Raw genomic sequence first — 20084 nt, 5'->3', positions numbered from 1 at the left:
TCAAGCCGTCAGCAATTGGCTGCGAGATTGTCGTGCTGGAGCGATCCGAAACTCACCATCTCCACGGAGGAATTCAGGCGCAGGAAATATACAGAAAAAGTGATAATAGGACAGATGTGAAGTACCCACGCACTTCGCATTCGCTACGTGCGGGGCTTCCTGTCTCATTCGCCGTTGCCACGCTAGGTACTCTTGCGAGTTCGGAACTAAATCCGATGATGGTCTTACACAGCGTCTCTGGCCTATTCGACCTTTATCACCTCAAAGGGTGAACCCAGGCAGCAACCCGTCTTCCACGGGTTGATAACTTTGCGTGCAACACAACTTGGCTTATCTTTTACCGTAGGGCGTAACCTTACGAACCAGCGGTCATGTTCTTTCCCTAGCTGCGATGTTTCTGCGGCAAGAGTCGTAACTCTACTTCGGAATCAGCCTGTCTGTTCCATACGCCTAGGCGGGTCAGCAACCAACTTCATGGTAATCTAAATGTATCCACATTGGTGATACATTTTGAAAGAAAAATCGATTCGTGTCAGACTTTCGGAGCGAAGATACTCCAAGCTAAAGGCTTATGCAGAAACTCACGAGAAAACCATGACACAAGTTGTCGAAGAGTGGATTGATCGGCTGCCCGACGCTCTAAGACTCGCTAACGCTTCGCTATCACTTTCATCCCCAAGTTCCGCTTCGCTGCACATGGGGACTTCCCACGAGGAGAGTTAACGGCTAAACACAACCCGCTAGCAGTAGTAACAAACCTTTTGCCCTCTCCCTCCTCACTCTCATCTGCGGTGCCTTCTGCCTTTTGCCGTAACAAGTCAAGTTAAACACGACCTATTCGCTGGAGAGGCCAGAAGCGGAAACAAGCATGACCAATGACGTTTTGTTGAGGCAAAAAGCCCCAAGCGTGAGAGTCTCTACTGTTATTCCGGTTATCTCCCATGACAAATAGATGGCCTTCAGGCACCTGAACGGCTGGCATTTGATAATCGGGCGGTTCGGCAATGTAGTCTTCCTTGAGTGGGACATTATTGCGGTAAACCTGGCCATCTTTGACTTGAATCATTTGCCCAGGTGTGCCCATTACCCGTTTGATGAAGGCTTGGTCTTTAGGGTAACCCTGAAGCTGGAGTTGTTGGGGTGGATCGAAGACAACGATTTCTCCGATCGCAGGAGATCGGAAATGATAGGAGATTTTTTCTACAACTAAGCGATCGCCAACTTCTAACGTTGGTAGCATTGACTCCGAAGGAATATAACGCGGTTCTGCCACAAACGCACGAATGAGTACTGCCAAGGCCAATGCGATCGCCAGGATTTGCAGATTTTCGCGTAGTTGTCGCCAGAATTTCGCTCTTGGGTCTTCCTGGTTTTGCGGTTCTTTGACAACAGTTGACTCTTCCGCTTTAATGCTCTCTGGCGTTGAATTTGCCAAACCGAGAGACTTTTGATGCGCCGCCAAATTTTTTTCCTGTGAAGCCATATAAGTAGAAACGAAAAACCGCTGAGATTGTAACCCAGCAACACCTAAAAGTCCTTGGCAGTTTTAGCCAACAGCCACAATATTATGCTTAATCTGATTAGGCATCAATCTACTAAGAGGGTAGAAGCAAGACTTGTCTTGATAGAAAACAGCCTGAACTCAGCAAGATGAGCTTTTGGATTTGCGTTAGCGTAGGAGGTGTGACGCTGTGTATCGAATACCCGTGCAGTCTTTTCAACGCCCTATCCTACTTGCTAGTTTCGCCCTTTGCCTTTTGAGTTTGTTGACCTCTTGCGCCAACACTCCCAGTGGCAAATCCCTGGAGAGCGCCTTGAAAGCAGACCCGACTCTGAAGGATAACTCAACTATTTTCGGGGGTTCATCTCAGAGCGATCGCTCTTTAGACCCTGCCGTAGGCAATCGCCCGTCCGTAACTTCAGCGCAACTACCCAAAGATTTCCCCACACAGATTCCTCGTTATCCCAATGCTGAGTTACAGAACGTTGAGGCGTTAACCGTTCCAGCGGCTCAAGGCCAGCTCACTCGTTGGTCATCGTCTGATCCGATCAATATGATTCAGAGCTTTTATCAGCAAGCCTTTGAATCCAACAAATGGCAGATCGTTTCTCAGCCAACAGATACATCAGGAGGTAAGCTTGTTGCGCGTCACAACGATTTGGAAGTAACCGTAACGATTCCCTCTGATGTCACCCCAGACAAAGCTCAACCAGCTCCTTCAGCAACGCCTTCGCCTAAAACGAAGGCTACCAGTAGCTTAACGGCATTTGACATTAAGTACATTCAGGGGAGTGCGAATGCGGCTTCCCCATCACCGCAAAAGCCAGAGGTAGCGGAGTCAGCGAAAACTCCAGACGTTACCAAGGCACCAACACAGGTCTCCTCTTCGCCATCACAGGAATTCATTGACCTTGATAAACTTCCTCAAACCTTGCGTCAGCAGATACAAGACTTGGCGAGTTTGGGAGTATTAACCGTTGATCAATCCGCTACTAAACAGACCTCGAATGCGAGCGGTAGTCTATTTACATCTAATAAAGTCATTACTCGCCGTGAGTTCGCACGTTGGTTAGTTGCTGCTAATAATCAGATTTTTGCCAATCGTCCGGGACAACAGATTCGTCTAGCCTCAGACACATCTCAACCTGCGTTCCAAGACGTACCTCGCAGCGATCGCGATTTTCCCAGTATTCAAGCCTTGGCGGAGGCAGGTTTGATTCCTAGCCCTTTGAGTGGTGATAGTACAGCAGCGTTGTTTCGTCCCGATGCTCCCCTAACGCGAGAAACTTTGATTTTATGGAAAGTCCCCTTGGACACTCGTCAGGCTTTGCCCACAGCCTCCCTTGATACGGTCAAGCAAACCTGGGGCTTTCAAGATGTGACAAAAATTGATCCGAAGGTATGGCGCTCCGTGGTGGCAGATTTTCAGAACGGTGAACAATCTAATATCCGTCGAGTATTTGGTTACACAACACTGTTCCAGCCCAAGAAAACGGTAACTCGTGCTGAGGCAGCGGCAGCCATTTGGTATTTTGGATCTCAGGGGGAAGGGTTATCTGCGAGAGAGGCGCTACTTCTGAAGAATCAACCCAGTCCACCATCACCTAAAGCGGAAGAAACACCGTCAAGTACTAATAGTCAATAACTTGCTTGCGATCGCTAAATCTATCCTCTTCGCTCAACTAATCTAGGACTTATGCAGTTACCCTAATTGTAGGGTGCGTTGCAACGCACCCTACGCCATTGCTAGGGTATTACAGCGAATTTTCCGTAAGTCCTGTAATCGACAAACAACCGCCTGAAGCTGGATACTAAAGCTCTCAAGCTTTACCTAATTTTGGTATACTTTTGCAACGTTTAGGCGTTACCTCACAGGCTATTAAACAAAATTAATTATGAATTCCTATATATATAGCAAAAGGCAAAAGGCAGAGGGTAGGGGCAGAAGGTTTATTACTGGTATTCGGTCGTTTCATCCATTAAATCTGTCCTAACGTTTATGGCAACAGCTATATTTAGCCTACCCAAAAATGGAATGGGCTTGCATCTTCAAACTGGAAAACCTATAAAGAATAATATTTGTTGCCCTAAGATTAGCTTGAAGCATAGGCAAAAACTATCAGAAGTGAAAACTACGATGAAAAAGCAAATTGCAACTACAGGATTTGTACTCTTTTCTTTCCTGTTGCCGCTGAAGGCTGCGGCTACGACTTTTACTCAAATGTATGTCTTTGGTGACAGCATCTCTGATACAGGGAATGCTTTCAATGCTACGCTTCAAGCCACAGGAACTGGACTTCCTCCATTTCCTTACTTTAATGGACGTTTTTCTAATGGCCCGAACTGGGTGGACTATCTCGCCGAAGAGCTCAACTTAAACCCAACTCCTTACACAGCTCTTACGCCAACAACTATCCCAACTCAAGGTATAAACTTCGCGTTCGGTGGAGCCACCACAGGCACAGCTAACACCTTCAATCCGAATTTACCGGGATTGCAGCAGCAAATTGGAGCATTTACAAGCCTCATACCAGCCAATCAATCGGCTAACCCGGACGCTCTCTATGTGCTATGGGCAGGTGCCAATGATTATTTGGCTACCCAAAGTACTACGTTTACGCCTTTTACCACACCTACCACGACTATCGGCAATTTATCTTCAGCCTTAAGCTCACTTGCTGCCCTCGGTGCGAAAAATTTCTTAGTGGTCAACTTGCCAGATTTAGGAAACCTACCCAGTACAAGAAATACACCCATTTCCAGCAGTCTCACTGCATTGACCAACCTTCATAATACCAGCCTAGCCGCAACCGTAAATACGTTCAGCCAAACTCCTAGTTCTAACTTCAATATCAAACTGCTCAATGTGAATTCCCTACTCAATGATGCTATCTCCAATCCAGCCAATTACAACCTCACGAATGTTACCGAGGCTTGTATTAACAACCCAAACTGTGTGGGTGGTGGGCAAACTGTACAAAGCCAGTATTTATTCTGGGACAATATTCATCCGTCAACTGTAAGTCATCAGCAAATTGCAGAATTAGCATTCAAAGAATTGCAAACTGAATCTGTACCTGAACCCGCTTCCATCTTGGGAACATTAGCCTTCGGTGCCTTAGCGACGGGTTGGAGGCTGAGGCAAAAATCTAAAACGGTGAGTTAGTAAAAAGCCTTAAATATCTTTTAAAAGAAGATATTTATCCTCGTAAAGTTACCCGAATCCGTAATTGATAATTCGTAATTCTTAATTATTACCCTTCTCACTCTCCATTAGCGGGGATATAGCAGTTCTCAGTTGCGTGAAGTACATCAGAAAAATCTAACCCCCAACCCCTTCCCTACTAGGGTTGCAGGAGTAAGAATCAAAGCCTCTCTCCTAAAAGGAGAGAGGTTTTCCAGAGAGGTCAGAGTGTACCGCATCCAATCGAGAAGGGCGATAAAGCCGGGGGCTTAGAACAAGGAGCTACCCCTTGTTATTTCTCATAAATGAATTTAGGGGCTTGTGACCTTCAATTACGAATTACGAATTACGAATTACGAATTATTTGGTCATACTTGATCGTTCAAGCGATCGCAGCTTGCCGTTGCATAAGTCGTGGGATGCATACTGTAGATATAGCAATGAAATAGCGGATACCCAGTAAAGAAGCGACTCCGATGAAAATTTTGCTCGTAGAGGATGATGAGCCAACAGCTTGGGCGTTGGAGAGAGCGCTGAATGAGCATCACTATACAGTTAACCTAGCGACCGATGGTCAAATAGGCCTGGAACTAGCCACATCTTTTGACTATGACTTGATCCTTCTGGATTTTCTCATACCCAAGCTCGACGGCATCAGCCTCTGCCGCAAGCTCCGTTTACAGGGATATCAAAAACCGATTCTCTTACTAACAGCAAAAGACTCAAACGCCGATATCGTTAGAGGCTTAGATGCTGGAGCCGATGACTATGTGATCAAGCCCTACAACAATAAGGAGTTAATGGCGCGGATTCGTGCGTTGCTGCGTCGGGGAAATACACCTGTCACTTCAGTGCTGACTTGGGGAGAGCTGCGAGTGAATCCGGTTTTAGTTGAGGTCACTTTTAGAGAGCAGCCACTCTCCCTCACTCCCAAAGAGTACAGCCTGCTACAGCTTTTCCTGCGAAATCCGCAACGAATCTTTAGTCGGAGTGCTATTATCGATTCCCTCTGGTCTTTGGATGACTCACCCACTGAAAATGCGGTTACGGTACACATTAAGGATTTGCGGCAGAAACTGAGGGCTTCTGGAGCCACGGAAGAAATCATCGAGACGGTTTATGGCTTAGGCTACCGACTCAAAGCTCTGCCTAAACCGAGTCAACCTACTTTCGCTAATTCGACGACAGCATCCATTAAAGCATCACAGACCCATTCTCCATCGAAGGAACTAGATTCAGTCAACAAGGTGTTGGAGCGATTCAGACCTACCTTTGCACAGCGGGTTGCTGGACTAGAGCGAACAACGAGTGAGTTACTATCAGGCGATTTGAGTGATGACCTGCGACAAACTGCCAGACAGGATGCTCACAAACTGGCCGGCTCACTGGGAACCTTTGGCTACCCAGAAGGCTCAAAGCTAGCACGGCAGATTGAACACCTACTGATGGGTAAGAATACTTTAGGGGAGGAAGAGGCATCACAATTCAAGCAACTCGTGAGTGCCCTGGGGCAAGAATTGACCAAGCCTCCTGTTGCTCCCACCGCCCAACTCATCCCTGTGGCTCAAAAAATCATCCGAGCGCTGCTCATTGATGATGATATCGCCCTAGCGGAGCGGTTAAAAGCAGAAGCCGTTGCTTGCGGAGTGGAAATGGCGATCGCCACTAATTTGACGACCGCCAAACAAGCGATTGCCCAAACCCCTCCTGATGTAGTTGTGCTAGACCTAACATTTTCTAAGCGATCGCAGGATGGACTGACGCTGTTGCGAGAACTGACAGAGCAATTCCCTACACTCCCTGTTCTAGTCTTTACCGGGCGAGACAATCTGGCGGAGCGGGTGGCAGTGTCCCGCTTGGGGGGACGTGGATTCTTACACAAACCTGTAGAACCTAAGCAAGTTTTTAGGGCGATCGCTCAAGTCCTCTCGCCAACTCAGACAGCACACGCCAAGGTTATGGTAGTGGATGACGATCCAGTAGCCCTAACCACCCTGAGCAGTCTACTGCAACCTTGGGGATTCCAAGTCACCAGTCTAGAAAATCCTCAGCAGTTCTGGGACGTGCTGACCGCCACAGAGCCCAATCTGCTGATATTGGACTTAGAAATGCCTACCTTTAGTGGGATTGACCTGTGTCAAGTGGTGCGACTAGACCCGCAGTGGGGAGACTTGCCTATACTAGTGGTGACCGCTCACACAGATGCGGAGTCACTGCAACAAGTGTTTGCGGCAGGAGCCGATGACTTTATTGGTAAGCCAGTTGTGGGGCCGGAGTTAGTTACGCGAGTGATTAGCCGTCTTGAGCGAGTCCGTTTCCGACAGCAGCTAGACGATATTCAACAGAAAATGGGGAAGCGACTATAAAGGCTCAAGGATGAAGTTCGTTGGGTGTAGCTATTGGTGCCGGACTCAATACTTCGTACTTCAGCTGAAATTAGGGCGATCGAGAAAACATCGTGACGGACACCAACAGCAATATTCTCATAGTCGATGACCAACCCGATAATATCCGTACTCTCGCTGCCATCCTGAGCGGACAAGGCTATAAGGTGAGAAAAGCCGTCAGTGGGGAGATGGCTTTAGAGACAGTTCGCTCCCAACCCCCTGACCTGATCTTGCTCGACATCCGAATGCCACAAATGAATGGCTATGAAGTCTGCTCAGCTCTCAAGGTAGCAGTAGAAACACACGAGATTCCAGTTATCTTCTTGAGTGCCCTAGACGAGGTGGCTGACAAGGCGAAAGCCTTTGATGTTGGGGGAGCTGACTACATCACCAAACCCTTCCAAGCTGAGGAAGTGTTGCTGCGAGTCAGGCATCAACTCACCATACGACAGCAACAACAGCAACTCATTGAGCAGAACCACCAACTCCAGCGGGAAATGCAGGAACGTCAACGCTCAGAAGCGGCTCTCCGTCAAGCTGGAGAGGCACTACGGGAGAGTGAAGAGCGTTTCCGCAGCGCCTTCGACTATGCTTCAACGGGAATGCTATTAATCGGATTAGACCTGCACTGGTTGAAAGTCAACTGCGCACTGTGCGACATGCTTGGCTACTCCGAGTCGGAATTGCTAACCACCTCGTCTAGTGACTTGATTTATCCAGATGATATCGATCAGCATCAAAACTGCCTACAGCAGCTCCTAGGGAACGAAACCCAGCGTTGCCAAACGGAGTTGCGCTACTGCTGCAAACTAGGGCGTATTATCTGGGTGTTTTTGAGTATTTCATTAGTTAGAGATACCCAAGGGAAACCCTTATACTACGTGGCTCAAGTCCAGGACATTACAGAACGGCGAGCAATTGACCAGATCAAGAATGAGTTTATCTCGATTGTTAGCCATGAACTACGAACCCCACTCACAGCCATTCGGGGTTCTTTGGGTTTACTGGCAACCGGAATTTATGACAGCAAACCGGAGAAGGCGCGACGTATGCTGGAAATTGCCTTGACAGATAGCGAACGCTTAGTCCGTTTGGTGAATGACATCCTTGACTTGGAACGTCTGGATTCAGGTAAAGTGGCTCTGGAGAAGAAAGTCTGTGATACCGCTGAGTTAATGCAGCAGGCTGTGCAGACAGTACAGGCGATCGCAGATCAGGCACCCATTACCCTCAGACTTGTTCCTGTATCGGCTCAAATTTGGGCTGCACCTGACGCGATTATTCAGACCCTCACGAATCTATTGAGTAACGCGCTCAAGTTCTCTCCCCCTAATTCCACTATCACCGTAACAGCTCAACCCCACTGTGATCACATCCTGTTTCAGGTCAACGACCAGGGACGGGGTATTCCAGCTGATAAACTAGAGACCATCTTTGGGCGCTTCCAGCAAGTTGATGCTTCAGATTCACGCCACAAAGGAGGTACCGGATTAGGTCTGGCCATCTGTCGCAGTATCGTACAGCAGCACGGGGGGCAACTCTGGGCTGAAAGCACTCTCGGTGAAGGCAGTACTTTTTACTTCACATTGCCAGTGCCCCAGACTTCATAGTCCCGGCAGAACACCCGACCTAGATTTCGGGGAACTAGAGTGCCTACACCAACTAACTGGATCAATTCAATTTCAAACTTCTGATGACAGCTAAACGAATTCTTGTTATTGATGATGAAGAGAGTATCCGTGAACTGGTTCAAGCTTGCCTAGAAGATTTAGGAGGCTGGGAAGCAATGACAGCCAGATCGGGTACTGAAGGGTTGCTCAAGGCAAATGCTGGACTCTTCGATGCCATCCTTCTGGATGTATCCATGCCCGACATGAACGGTATTGCTTGCTTTCAAATGCTTCAGGACAATCCTGTGACCCAATCCATTCCGGTTATCTTACTCACTGCCAAAGTACTACCGGATGATCGTGCCCGATTTACTCAGATGGGCGTAGCTGGGGTCATTCCTAAGCCTTTTAACCCTGTGACCCTTTGCCCGCAGCTAGCTGAAATTTTAGGCTGGAGCCTTTAGGCATCTACGCCTCATTTATTGTGTCAAATTTTGACATCTTTATAACTTCCTTATTTTCTCCCTATACTATCAAGGCTAAAGCCGCCTTAGCGTCATTCCTAACGGAATGGCTTAGGCGGCCTGAGAGTTTATTAATAATTACAGACTCAATATCTTATGACTTGAGCCTATTGATATCTGTGCAAAAGCCAGTGAAAGGGAGCTAAGTGAGATGAATACGCTTCAAGTAGCAATGACCACTAAACTGGTTTTGTTGGTTGATAACGAAGCCAATGTCCGGGAAGTGGTAGAAGCCTGTTTAAAAGATCTGGGAGGTTGGGATGTACTGTCAGCGGCCTCGGTTGGGGAAGACTGGAATCGGTTAGTCGCCGTGAAACCGGATGCCATTGTTGTAGATATTTCTATACCAGGCATGGAAGGCTTGGCGTTTCTTGAGCAGCTAAAAGCCAATCCGACTACACACTCTATTCCCATTGTGTTGTTGACGCCGAGAGGGCGTTGGTTCACGCTGAAGCAGCTCCAATCCTTTGGTGTAGTCGGAGCGATCACTAAGCCTTTCAACCCCATCTCACTCACTAACGAGATAGCCAAGGCTCTCGGTTGGTCTCTAGAAGAAACAAACTAATAGAAAGCTCTTGAACTGTTAAGTTTTTCCAAGACTGATTTCATCTTTATAAGTTCCTTATTTTTCGAGGCTAATCTTACACTGTTAAATAGTAGTATTAAATACCTTTGTTAGCGAAAGTTTAAATTTGATGGAGGTTTGAACCGACTGAATATGTCAGAACGGTCAGAAAACCCAAATTACTCTCCTGGAACTACCCAGCTCCAATTTTTATCTAAAAAACTCAGCCTTGCAGTCGCTCTGGTTGGTTTTGTTGTTATTTGGAGTTGGGTATTGGATATTGCAGTACTCAAAAGCATCCTGCCTCAACTGCCTACGATGAAGGTCAACACAGCCCTTTGTTTGCTGCTCGGCGGATTATCATTATGGCTGTGGCATTGGGCATTCATAAGAAAGAAGGAAAAAGGAAAGAGCAAAATTCAATTCCTAAGTTTCACTTTTGCCTTTTTAATTGTCCTCATCTCCTTATTAACCCTGATTCAGTACGCTTCTAATATCAATCTGGGAATTGATGAACTACTGATTCAACAACCAGAACCGATTGGGAGTACAGCAGTGCCGGGACGAATGGCTCCTAACACAGCGCTGGCTTTTTTTTTGGAGGGGTTAGCTCTACTGCTATTAAGTAGGAGTCATGCGAGCTATCTTGTAGCACAAAGTATGGCAATTGGAGCAGGGCTCATTGGTTTCATTGGGGTATTTCGATATGTCTACGGCAGTGTCTACTTTTATACGGCTGGTTCCTATACCGGGATGGCTGTTCATACAGCGATCGCCTTTTTGCTGCTAAGTAGTGGAATTCTCTGTGCCCGTCCTGATCGGGGAATCATGGCACTGGTGAGTAGCGACAGCGCAGGCAGCCTAATGGCGCGACGACTGCTACCCTGGGCAATTTCCCTGCCGCCTGTAGTAGGAGGGTTATGTGAGATGGGTTATCACTGGCATCTCTACAGCGAACAGGTAAAAACAGCTTTAGCGAGTACATCCGATATCCTCCTGTTCTCAGGGTTGGTGGGTTGGAATGCCCACATCTTCGACCGACTTGACTCCCAGCGTAACCAGACAGAACTATCCTTCCAACAGGCAAATATTCTGTTAGAGCAGGAACTCCGTACACGATCGCAAGTAGAGGAAGCCTTACAAGTTTCTCAGGCTCGCTTTGCCGGAATTTTGGAAATTGCTAGTGATGCGATTATTTCGGTCGATGCCCACCAATGCATTACTCTGTTTAATCAGGGAGCTGAACAGGTCTTTGGCTACACAGCGAGTGAGGTACTCGGTCAACCCCTGGATTTGCTCTTGCCCAATCGGTTTGTAGCCGCCCACCGCCAACACATCAGTCAATTCAGTGAGTCGGCTAACAAATCACGGCGCATGGGAGAGCGTAGAGAGATTTTTGGTCGCCGTAAAGATGGGAGCGAGTTTCCCGCTGAAGCCTCCATTTCTAAGCTGCACATGGGTGACGAAATCGTATTCACCGCTTTTTTGCGCGATATCACGGAACACAAGCAGGCAGAGGAGGAATTGAGCAAATTAGCGGTAATTGTGGAATCCTCGGATGATGCAATCATCAGTAAGTCTTTGGATGGAATTATTCTCAGTTGGAATACAGGTGCACAAAGAATATTCGGCTACAGGGCTGAAGAAATCATAGGTCGTCCGATTTTCATTCTGATCCCATGCAATCGCCGAGATGAAGAGGTGCATATCTTACAAAAAATCCGGCAGGGAGAGAGCATCAAGCAATACGAAACGGTACGTGTGCGCAAAGACGGTCAGCAAATTAATATCTGCACCACGGTTTCTCCCATCAAAGATAAGGCTGGTACGATTGTAGGGGCGGCTGCCATTAAGCGTGACATCACGGAACACAAACAGGTAGAACAGGCTCTACAAGAAAGTGAAGACCACTTTCGGGAAATTGCCGAAACGATCAGTCAAGTCTTTTTTGTGCGATCTGCCAGTTCAGGTCAGTTTCTGTACGTTAGTCCAGCGTATGAAAAGATTTGGGGACGTACCTGTCCAAGCCTGTACCAAGACCCGCAATCGTGGTTGGAGGCATTGCATCCAGATGATCGCCACTTGGTTCACAAGTCCCTCACAGAACAGTTTCGCGGTAATCCGGTCAAGCGGGAATATCGGATTATTCGACCTGACGGTCAAGAGCGATGGATTGTTGCTTATATCTCCGTAGTGCGTGACGAGACAGGACAACCCCTGCGCTTTATCGGAGTGGCAGAAGACATTACCGAGCGCAAACAGATAGAAGAAGCGTTGCAGCGGAGCGAGGCACGTTATCTTGCCATTCTTGAAGATCAGACAGAACTGATTACTCGCTTACTACCCGACGGCACCTTTACGTTCGTCAACGAAGCCTTCTGTCGTTATTTTGACCTGAAGCGAGAGGAACTCATCGGCAACCGCTACGAACCTGTTGTTTTTGAAGAAGATCGCGAATATGTGGCTCAACTGCTTAACTCTATCAGCTCAGAAAATCCGGTAGTAACGATTGAAAATCGAGTAATTGTTCAAGGGCAGGTTCGTTGGACACAATGGATTAACCGGGCAATATTTGATGAGCAGGGATGCTTAGTAGAGTTGCAATCAGTAGGACGAGATATCAGCGATCGCAAACAGGCAGAGACAGCACTGAGTGAAAGTGAAGAACGATTTCGTGCCATTTTTAACCAAACCTTTCAGTTTGTGGGACTCCTTCAGCCCAATGGCATCCTCCTAGAAGCCAACCAGACAGCACTGGATTTTGCTGGTATTACTCGCTCCCAAGTGATTAACAGGCCATTTTGGGAAGCTCGATGGTGGACAATTTCTACCGAAGCTCAGGAGCAATTAAAAGCTGCGATCGCTCATGCTGCCGAAGGGGAGTTTGTGCGTTATGAGGTGGATGTTTTGGGTGCGGGCGATCAGGTTGCCACGATTGATTTCTCGCTGCGTCCCATATTTGATGAATCGGGGCAGGTGAAGCTGCTGATTCCTGAAGGACGGGATATCAGCGATCGCAAACAGGCAGAGTTAGAACTGATTCAAAGTCGCGATCTTAGAGAAGCCATCTTCAACGAGTCTACCGATGCCATCTTTCTGGTAGATGCCGAAACACGTATCACCCTTGATTGCAACCGCCGAGCGGTTGAACTGTTTGAAGCATCTAGTCAAGATGGTTTGATTGGCATTGAGGGGAATATTCTGCAAAAGCGTCAATTTACCCCCGAAGAGCTAGCGGCGATTGTTCAGGAAATCGAGATGCAAGGCTTTTGGAGTCGAGAAATCGAGTACGTCACGAAACGAGGAAAGACCTTCTGGGGAAACTTAGCCACCAAACGAATTGCGGTGGCAGGTAAACAGATGAGGTTGGTACGAATTACCGATATCAGTGATCGCAAAGCGACACAAGAGGCTTTAGCACAAAGCGAGAGGCTATTCCGCATCTTGGCTGAAATTTCCCCGGTAGGCATTTATCGCTCTGATGCGTCTGGACAAACGATTTATGCGAATGAACGCGCTTGTCAACTCGTTGGTGTTTCCTTAGAAGACGTACTGGGATTGCGATGGAGTTATTATATCCATCCAGAGGATCGAGAACGCATTTTCCAAGTATGGCAAGATGCTGTAACTCATCAGCGTCCTTGGCAAGGAGAATACCGTCTTGTACATCCCTCAGGGAAGGTAACCTGGGTCTTATCCCAAGCCGATATAGAACAGGAAAACACAGGCTCGGTCATTGGATATGTGGGCACTTTAACAGACATTAGCGATCGAAAACTTGCTGAAGAACAACTCCGTAAAAGTGAGGCGGCTTTGATTCAGGCGCAGCGAGTGGCTCATGTTGGCAGTTGGGAACTCGATGTCGGGACAAAAAAGCTGACTTGGTCTGAAGAACTCTTCCACATCTTCGGCTTTGATCCCAATACATCAGAACCGTCCTATGCCGAGCATTTTCAGTATATTCACCCAGATGATCGCCCTTGCCTTGAGCAATACTTCGACCGAGCCATCACCAATGGGACTCCCTACGAAACTGACGTTCGGATTTGGCGAACGGATGGCTCAATCCGATACTTGGAAGCACGAGGAGAAGTGGTTCGCGATCCGCAAGGGCGAGTGGTTCGCCTGTTTGGCACAGCATTAGATATTAGCGATCGAAAACTTGCAGAGGAAGCCTTGCGTAGGTATGAACGGGTTGTTTCCGCTACTACGGATAGTATGTGCTTGCTGGATTGCAACTACACCTATCAATTGGTGAATCAAGCCTACCTAACTCTGCATGGAAAACAATCAGAAGAGATTCTTGGACATACTGTTGGCGAGGTTTTGGGTGCTGAGCGATTTGAAACATTATTGAAACCTCGTTTAGAGCCATGTCTGGCAGGAGAAGTTGTAAATTACCAAATGTGGTTTGAGTACCCAAAAATAGGACGACAGTTTATCGGCATTACTTATGCTCCTTATTTTGAGGTCAACAATACCATCTCTGGCATAGTTGTCAGTATTCGTAACTTAACTGACCTCAAACAAGTCGAGATAGAACTGCAAAAGGCAAAAGAAGCCGCAGAAGTCGCTAACCAGGCCAAAAGTATTTTCCTCGCCAATATGAGCCACGAACTGCGTACTCCCCTCAACATCATTCTCGGCTTTACCCAAGTGATGAGTCGTGATTCTTCGCTGACCCTAGAGCAGCGAGAAAACGTAGACATTATCAGTCGCAGTGGCAATCATTTACTATCACTGATTAACGATATTCTGGATTTATCTAAAATCGAAGCGGGATGCATCACTCTGGATGAGAGCAGTTTTGACTTGATTGCCCAACTGCGATCGCTTCAGGACATGTTCCGCCAAAAATCTAAAGCCAAAGGGTTGCAGCTCAACTTAGAAATTGCTCCAGAGGTACCTCAATTCGTAACCGCAGACCCCAACAAACTACGCCAGATTCTGATCAATCTGCTAGGAAATGCCATTAAGTTTACTCAGAAAGGAAGCGTGACGTTGAGCGTTGCGTCGCGCCTTAGCCGGAAGAAGCCATCCAACCCACTCACCCCATTTTCCCATCTCCTATTTGAGGTCTCTGACACTGGTGTTGGCATCGCCCCGACTGAAGTGGACACCATCTTCGATGCCTTTGTCCAAACCCAAGTTGGAAAAACTTCCCCAGAAGGCACTGGCTTAGGACTGACCATTAGCCGTAAGTTCGTGCGCTTAATGGGGGGGGATATTACTGCCAGCAGCACTCTCGGTCAGGGCAGCACGTTTAGGTTTGAGATTCCAGTCTCCCTTGCGTTAGGTTCCGATGTGCAACCAGCCCAAATCCAGCGCGAGGTGATTGGCTTGGCACCCGATCAGCCGTCCTACCGCATCCTAGTCGTCGATGACCAGCCGGAAAACCGCCAACTCTTGGTGAAGCTTTTGGTTCAGTTGGGTCTGGAGGTACAGGAAGCTAAAAACGGGGAGGAAGCCGTTGCCTTGTGGCAGCAGTGGCAACCCCATCTGATCTGGATGGATATAGCAATGCCTGTGATGGATGGCTACGAAGCCACCCAGCAAATCCGCTCCAATGTCGAAGGTCAGACCCCTGTAATTATCGCACTCACGGCTCATGCCTCCAGAAGCGATCGCACTCTGGCTCTTGCGGCTGGTTGTAACGACTTCGTCAGCAAGCCCTTCCAAGAAGAGACCTTATTTGCCAAGATGGCAGAGTATCTGGGATTGCGCTATCTGTATGCCCAAAACAACCTGCCCTTAGCAACTAGCCATCACAATGGCGAGCAGGCTGAACCGCAGGTACTGACAGCTGAAGGTCTGTCTGTGATGCCAACAGCATGGATTGACCAGCTCTATCAAGCCGCCCAACTGTGCGATGACGAAGAAATCTTCCATCTCATTGAACAAATCCCATCAGAACATTCATCCCTGATTGCTGGCTTAAGTCGTCTTGCCCATGATTTTCAGTTTGAAGCAATTCTGCAACTAGCACAAAGCAATTCCAATCCGACAAATATCTAAGGATGAACTACCGCCAGTAATGCAAGAGCAAGCGAGACACCTACCTCACCGAAATGATCATCTTTGTGATGGGCGACACCAACTATCAAGTACTGCTTGATCATGAAAGAGTCTACCGTTGTACAGACATTTCTAATGGCAAGCACTGCCAAAATTAAAGAACCTCTACATAGAATAAAGTCTTGAGGAAAACTGTTATGACCGCAACATTATCAGCACCTCAATCTATAGAATCTTGGCTAGGCGGAGAAGCTGAAGATTTGCTCACCTACCAAGCTAAAGTTTCCCAACAGCTGTTACATCTACCTGGCCCGGATTCAGTTGATCGCATTTTTGCACAAAGCGATCGCAACCCTCAAGTCCTGCGCAGTCTCCAACAACTGTACTCGCATGGACGCCTTGCCAACACGGGTTATCTCTCCATCCTGCCTGTAGACCAAGGCATCGAACACTCCGCCGGTGCTTCCTTTGCCCCCAACCCAATGTATTTCGACCCAGAAAACATCATTAAACTTGCCCTGGAAGGTGGTTGTAATGCCGTGGCTACCACATTGGGCGTTTTGGGCATAGTATCTCGCAAGTATGCTCACCGCATTCCCTTCATTGTGAAAATTAATCACAACGAACTGCTCACCTACCCCAATCAATTTGACCAGATCATGTTTGCCAGTGTCGAGCAAGCCTGGAATTTAGGGGCAGTTGCTGTGGGTGCCACGATTTACTTTGGTTCCGACCAGTCCACCCGCCAAATTCAAGAAGTCAGCCGCGCCTTTGCTCGCGCCCATGAACTGGGTATGGCAACTATCCTCTGGTGCTATCTCCGCAACAGTGCTTTTAAGCAAGATAAAGACTATCATGTTGCGGCTGACCTCACGGGACAAGCTAACCACCTGGGCGTGACCATTGAAGCCGATATTATTAAGCAGAAATTGCCAGAAAATAACAACGGCTACAATGCCGTTGCTCAAGCATCGGGTAAATCATACGGCAAAACCAGCGATCGCGTCTATTCCGAACTGACCACCGACCACCCCATTGACCTCACTCGCTACCAAGTACTTAATTGCTACTCCGGTCGTGCGGGTTTAATTAATTCCGGTGGGGCATCCGGTAAAAGCGACTTTGCTGAAGCGATTCGCACGGCTGTGATCAACAAACGTGCGGGTGGTTCTGGCTTAATCTCTGGTCGCAAAACCTTCCAGCGACCCTTTGATGAGGGCATTAAACTGTTTCACGCGATTCAGGATGTTTACTTATCGAGCGAAGTAACCATCGCGTAAACTCTTCACCAGAAAGCTAATGACAAAGTTGCGTTCCCACCAGGATTCCAACTGAAATTCTGGTGGGTGAAACAGAGCAACACTCAAAACGCGAGTATTGTTTTATGGACTAGTAGTGCGAACAGCTCCGTTGTAATCGATTTTTACCTGACCGTCTGTAGAAACGGTAACTACGCTTTCATAGGAGGGAATCGTCTCCCCTGGTCGGTTCCCTTTGAAGGTGAATGTCCAACTGCCATTCCCATTGTCTACATAGGTAGACTTAGAAGCCGGCCCGTGCATCGAGAGTTCGGCGCGATAGTTGCCTAAACCCCCGTTAGCCTTCTCCGCCGCTTGTCGGGCTAAATTTTTGGCGCGATTCAGGTCGAGGAGCACTGCGGCGTTCTGCTGGCGATTGGTTGTAGTCGTACTCTCAGTAGGAGAAGGTGTCTGAGGAGAAGGTGTCTGCTCGTTCGGTGCCGGGTCACTAGGTGTTTGGGCGCGAAGAGGCAATGAGCCCAGCGTTAAAGCTATCAGCATGGTTACTGAAGCTAAAGTGATTGTTTTAAACATGATAGATTTCCCTTGTGTTATCTCTAAGCCAGTATGTACTTTTTCGGGTTGAAGTTAGAAGTGAATTTTTCTTGATTACCGAATAACTAAGACCGAGAAAAGTTCCCGCCTAACCTGATTTCCCTGTTGATTGATTTTCCCGTAAACAGTCTTGCCCTTGTAATAGAAACAAGAAGAGCTTCCCCCATCCAGATTCATGGCTTTTTCGACACCTTGAGTTTTCATGAAGTCGGCTAGCGCTGGCAAGGACAGCCCCGAGTTACTGGGAGCCTCTGGCTTTTGAGCCACCATGACAACCAAAAGACTGCCGTCAGAGGTGATACCGATCGCACTTCGAGCATTGGGCTGGCTGCTCCCAAGGGGGTCTCGTATGACTTTTCCCTTCGCGAAATCCACAAAACCCTCTTGAACTGAGGTAAGCTCTGGCAATACGCGGGGTCCACCCCCTAATGCATCCAATAGTTGGCACCCAGTGGGAGAAGGTTCGCTGTGAAGCGTAATATCATAACGAACTGTTTGACCACAGCGATAGCGCCGAAATTCAGTCCGGTTGAGAATTTTCTTCAAGTAAGGTCTGAGCTTGAGATTGTTCATCAGACGCTTGTTGTCCTTGGGGTCTGCTACCCAGACACCTTGCAGCATCACATAGGACGTGGATTTTCGGTTTTCTGGATCAAAAAAGCCTCCATTGATTGCTGCGATCGCTTGGTGTTTTTGGACAAAACTCTCCAAGGAGCTTAACTCTGGGGATAGGGTGGGAGTCACCAAAAAACGACTCGATGCTGGAATCAACAGAGTGTGTACCACGCTTTGCTTTACTGAGTGGGTCTTGTATTGCAAGTCTTTTTTGCTAGCAGGTAGAACCCTGGAAGAGGGAAAAGACAGTGGCTTGCGATCGGGTCTAAAGGAGAGCAGTACTCCCAACCCAATTAAAATCAAGCTCAGAAAAATTATTTTTCTCAATCCCTCTCTCTCTGATCGCAATAAAGAAAAGTGTAAAGTTATTTGGTAAACAAATTAACAATAGACTTCTTGCAGAAGCATGAATTGGGGAACCCTCATACCTCTTTAGAGGTACGCCTTTTGACAGAGCCTCTTCCCTATCTATAATTGTTAAATTGTTCACTAACAGGTGACAGTTATAAATCTGGTCTATTCGTAGTTAATTATCCTTAGCTGATAGACTTTAATACTTCTTGGTAAGGGCTGAACTCATTAATAATCATGCCCTAATGCCACTCTCATAAATTGGCTAAAAATAGGTTTACGCTCCTTGTATGTAAAGTGGAAATTCTGTCCATAAAATTGTGGATAACTTCAGCAAGTCGAGCGTCACTCACCGGATTTTTTGGAAAGTTTAATTTTTGGGAGAGTGAATTATGGCTCGCACTATAGCCCCACTTGTTTACTACGACCGAGTTGATGGAAGCTATATCAAAATGGGTACTGGAAGCTGGCTAAACTGGCTTGCGCAGAACAGAAGCTTCAGGTATGAATCGTTTTGGGGGTCTTTTACTGCTTGTAAGGAGCATCGAGGGGAAGAAATATTTTGGGTAGCCTATCGCCGCTTCAAAGGCCAAGAAAGGTGTGCTGAGTTAGGGGCTAGTGAAAACTTAACTCTAGATAATTTGCTAGATACCGCTAAAAAACTCAGTGCTAGCAATATGGCTCCTTGGGAAGGGAAGCCTCAAATCCAAAACACTGATGAAGCTTATAGCTATCAATTAGAATCAAGTCCCAAAATAATAGAAACAAATTCTGTTCGTCAGTGGTGTATTTTTTTTACTCACCTGAATGGAGAAGTAGAGTTTTTAGGTGCATGTTGGGAGAAAGAGCAAGCTTTCAATCAACTGAAAAATATGCTTATGCCAGCTGACTCTACCGATCCATTTGGTGGATTGAATGATAGAGTATCAGGACGCTACGAGGTGAGAGAAGAATTGGTCATGCCAAGTGGCTATACACCGAAAAAATTGGAGACAAATCGTTTTGATACTCAGACAAACAGCAAAGAAATAGAACTGCTTCATCAGGTATCAGACTTGCGTGAGCAGTTGTCAAAGTTGCAAAGGCAATTAGAGCAAGAACGCCGTCTCAATATGAGTAATGATGCCTCTGCCAAATTCCTATGGAATTAAATATTTTGGTAGGACATGCTCTGATCATGTCCATGTCAGTGTAAGGGTTTGAAGTGTTCTTAGGCGATTTCCTCGACAAGAATACTTGTCGGGCTTAGATGCTCCAATTGCCTCACATCTCAGCTAGCTGTGTCAACAACTTCTTCCTCTCTCTTGCTTGATTCATGTTCAGGTTGATTTGTCAACCTCTTCTACTGACCGGCTCTCTAGTGAGAATTTTTCGTGGGCTAAAAGTACTTCATTAAACTAATCGGCTTATTGCTAGAGACTAAGGATCAGTTGTGTTGTGAACCTGTGGAAGCACTTTTGGCAGACTTTTATTCAGAGT

The 20084-nt window shown here is 47.2% G+C and carries 13 protein-coding genes; 10 read left to right on the top strand and 3 right to left on the bottom strand.

What is annotated here, in order from left to right; translation table 11 throughout:
* Positions 1 to 510: 510 nt before the first annotated feature.
* A complete protein-coding gene (locus V6C93_RS02385) occupies positions 511 to 723 on the top strand; it encodes a hypothetical protein (protein ID WP_333475042.1) in 213 nt (70 codons plus the stop codon).
* A gap of 100 nt (positions 724 to 823) precedes the next feature.
* On the opposite strand, the gene lepB is transcribed toward V6C93_RS02385, so the two are convergent.
* Entirely contained in the window at positions 824 to 1483 is a 660-nt protein-coding gene (lepB, locus tag V6C93_RS02380; protein WP_333475041.1) for a signal peptidase I, read from the bottom strand.
* Between the two features lie 217 nt (positions 1484 to 1700).
* On the opposite strand from lepB, the gene V6C93_RS02375 reads away from it, so the two are divergent.
* The 8 genes from V6C93_RS02375 to V6C93_RS02340 all read left to right on the top strand — a co-directional run bounded on the left by V6C93_RS02375 (position 1701) and on the right by V6C93_RS02340 (position 17066).
* The gene (locus V6C93_RS02375; RefSeq protein WP_349262597.1) at positions 1701 to 3146 is read left to right on the top strand and encodes an S-layer homology domain-containing protein; all 1446 of its coding nucleotides are present in this window, start codon (positions 1701 to 1703) and stop codon (positions 3144 to 3146) included.
* Positions 3147 to 3638: 492 nt separating this feature from the next.
* A complete protein-coding gene (locus V6C93_RS02370) occupies positions 3639 to 4667 on the top strand; it encodes an SGNH/GDSL hydrolase family protein (protein ID WP_333475039.1) in 1029 nt (342 codons plus the stop codon).
* Between the two features lie 494 nt (positions 4668 to 5161).
* Positions 5162 to 7051: a response regulator gene (locus V6C93_RS02365; protein ID WP_333475038.1), complete on the top strand. Its 1890-nt coding sequence runs from the start codon at positions 5162 to 5164 to the stop codon at positions 7049 to 7051.
* Positions 7052 to 7143: 92 nt separating this feature from the next.
* A complete protein-coding gene (locus tag V6C93_RS02360) occupies positions 7144 to 8682 on the top strand; it encodes an ATP-binding protein (protein ID WP_333475037.1) in 1539 nt (512 codons plus the stop codon).
* A gap of 83 nt (positions 8683 to 8765) precedes the next feature.
* Positions 8766 to 9146: a response regulator gene (locus V6C93_RS02355; protein WP_333475036.1), complete on the top strand. Its 381-nt coding sequence runs from the start codon at positions 8766 to 8768 to the stop codon at positions 9144 to 9146.
* A gap of 211 nt (positions 9147 to 9357) precedes the next feature.
* Positions 9358 to 9771 carry a response regulator gene (locus tag V6C93_RS02350; RefSeq protein ID WP_333475035.1) on the top strand — a complete coding sequence of 138 codons (414 nt, stop codon included), beginning with the start codon at positions 9358 to 9360 and terminating at the stop codon, positions 9769 to 9771.
* Positions 9772 to 9924: 153 nt separating this feature from the next.
* Positions 9925 to 15786 carry a PAS domain S-box protein gene (locus V6C93_RS02345; protein ID WP_333475034.1) on the top strand — a complete coding sequence of 1954 codons (5862 nt, stop codon included), beginning with the start codon at positions 9925 to 9927 and terminating at the stop codon, positions 15784 to 15786.
* Positions 15787 to 15983: 197 nt separating this feature from the next.
* Positions 15984 to 17066 carry a class I fructose-bisphosphate aldolase gene (locus V6C93_RS02340; protein WP_333475033.1) on the top strand — a complete coding sequence of 361 codons (1083 nt, stop codon included), beginning with the start codon at positions 15984 to 15986 and terminating at the stop codon, positions 17064 to 17066.
* Between the two features lie 102 nt (positions 17067 to 17168).
* Here V6C93_RS02340 and V6C93_RS02335 read toward each other — a convergent pair whose 3' ends face one another.
* Positions 17169 to 17618, bottom strand: a complete 450-nt coding sequence (locus V6C93_RS02335; RefSeq protein WP_333475032.1) for a hypothetical protein — start codon at positions 17616 to 17618, stop codon at positions 17169 to 17171.
* A gap of 75 nt (positions 17619 to 17693) precedes the next feature.
* Positions 17694 to 18581, bottom strand: coding sequence for a phosphodiester glycosidase family protein (locus V6C93_RS02330; protein WP_333475031.1), 888 nt, complete (start codon positions 18579 to 18581; stop codon positions 17694 to 17696).
* Between the two features lie 416 nt (positions 18582 to 18997).
* Here V6C93_RS02330 and V6C93_RS02325 point away from each other — a divergent pair, with 416 nt between their 5' ends.
* Positions 18998 to 19756, top strand: a complete 759-nt coding sequence (locus tag V6C93_RS02325; protein WP_333475030.1) for a hypothetical protein — start codon at positions 18998 to 19000, stop codon at positions 19754 to 19756.
* Positions 19757 to 20084 lie beyond the last annotated feature (328 nt).

Origin of the sequence: Allocoleopsis sp. (assembly GCF_036703385.1) — a bacterium.
Classification (GTDB): domain Bacteria; phylum Cyanobacteriota; class Cyanobacteriia; order Cyanobacteriales; family Coleofasciculaceae; genus Allocoleopsis.
This window is presented reverse-complemented; position numbering and strand designations above follow the sequence as displayed.

Coding starts and splice junctions, on each gene's coding strand:
- V6C93_RS02325 (WP_333475030.1), top strand. CDS start 18,998: ATGGCTCGCACTATAGCCCCACTTGTTTACTACGACCGAGTTGATGGA.
- V6C93_RS02350 (WP_333475035.1), top strand. CDS start 9,358: ATGAATACGCTTCAAGTAGCAATGACCACTAAACTGGTTTTGTTGGTT.
- V6C93_RS02365 (WP_333475038.1), top strand. CDS start 5,162: ATGAAAATTTTGCTCGTAGAGGATGATGAGCCAACAGCTTGGGCGTTG.
- V6C93_RS02340 (WP_333475033.1), top strand. CDS start 15,984: ATGACCGCAACATTATCAGCACCTCAATCTATAGAATCTTGGCTAGGC.
- V6C93_RS02335 (WP_333475032.1), bottom strand. CDS start 17,618: ATGTTTAAAACAATCACTTTAGCTTCAGTAACCATGCTGATAGCTTTA.
- V6C93_RS02345 (WP_333475034.1), top strand. CDS start 9,925: ATGTCAGAACGGTCAGAAAACCCAAATTACTCTCCTGGAACTACCCAG.
- lepB (WP_333475041.1), bottom strand. CDS start 1,483: ATGGCTTCACAGGAAAAAAATTTGGCGGCGCATCAAAAGTCTCTCGGT.
- V6C93_RS02370 (WP_333475039.1), top strand. CDS start 3,639: ATGAAAAAGCAAATTGCAACTACAGGATTTGTACTCTTTTCTTTCCTG.
- V6C93_RS02355 (WP_333475036.1), top strand. CDS start 8,766: ATGACAGCTAAACGAATTCTTGTTATTGATGATGAAGAGAGTATCCGT.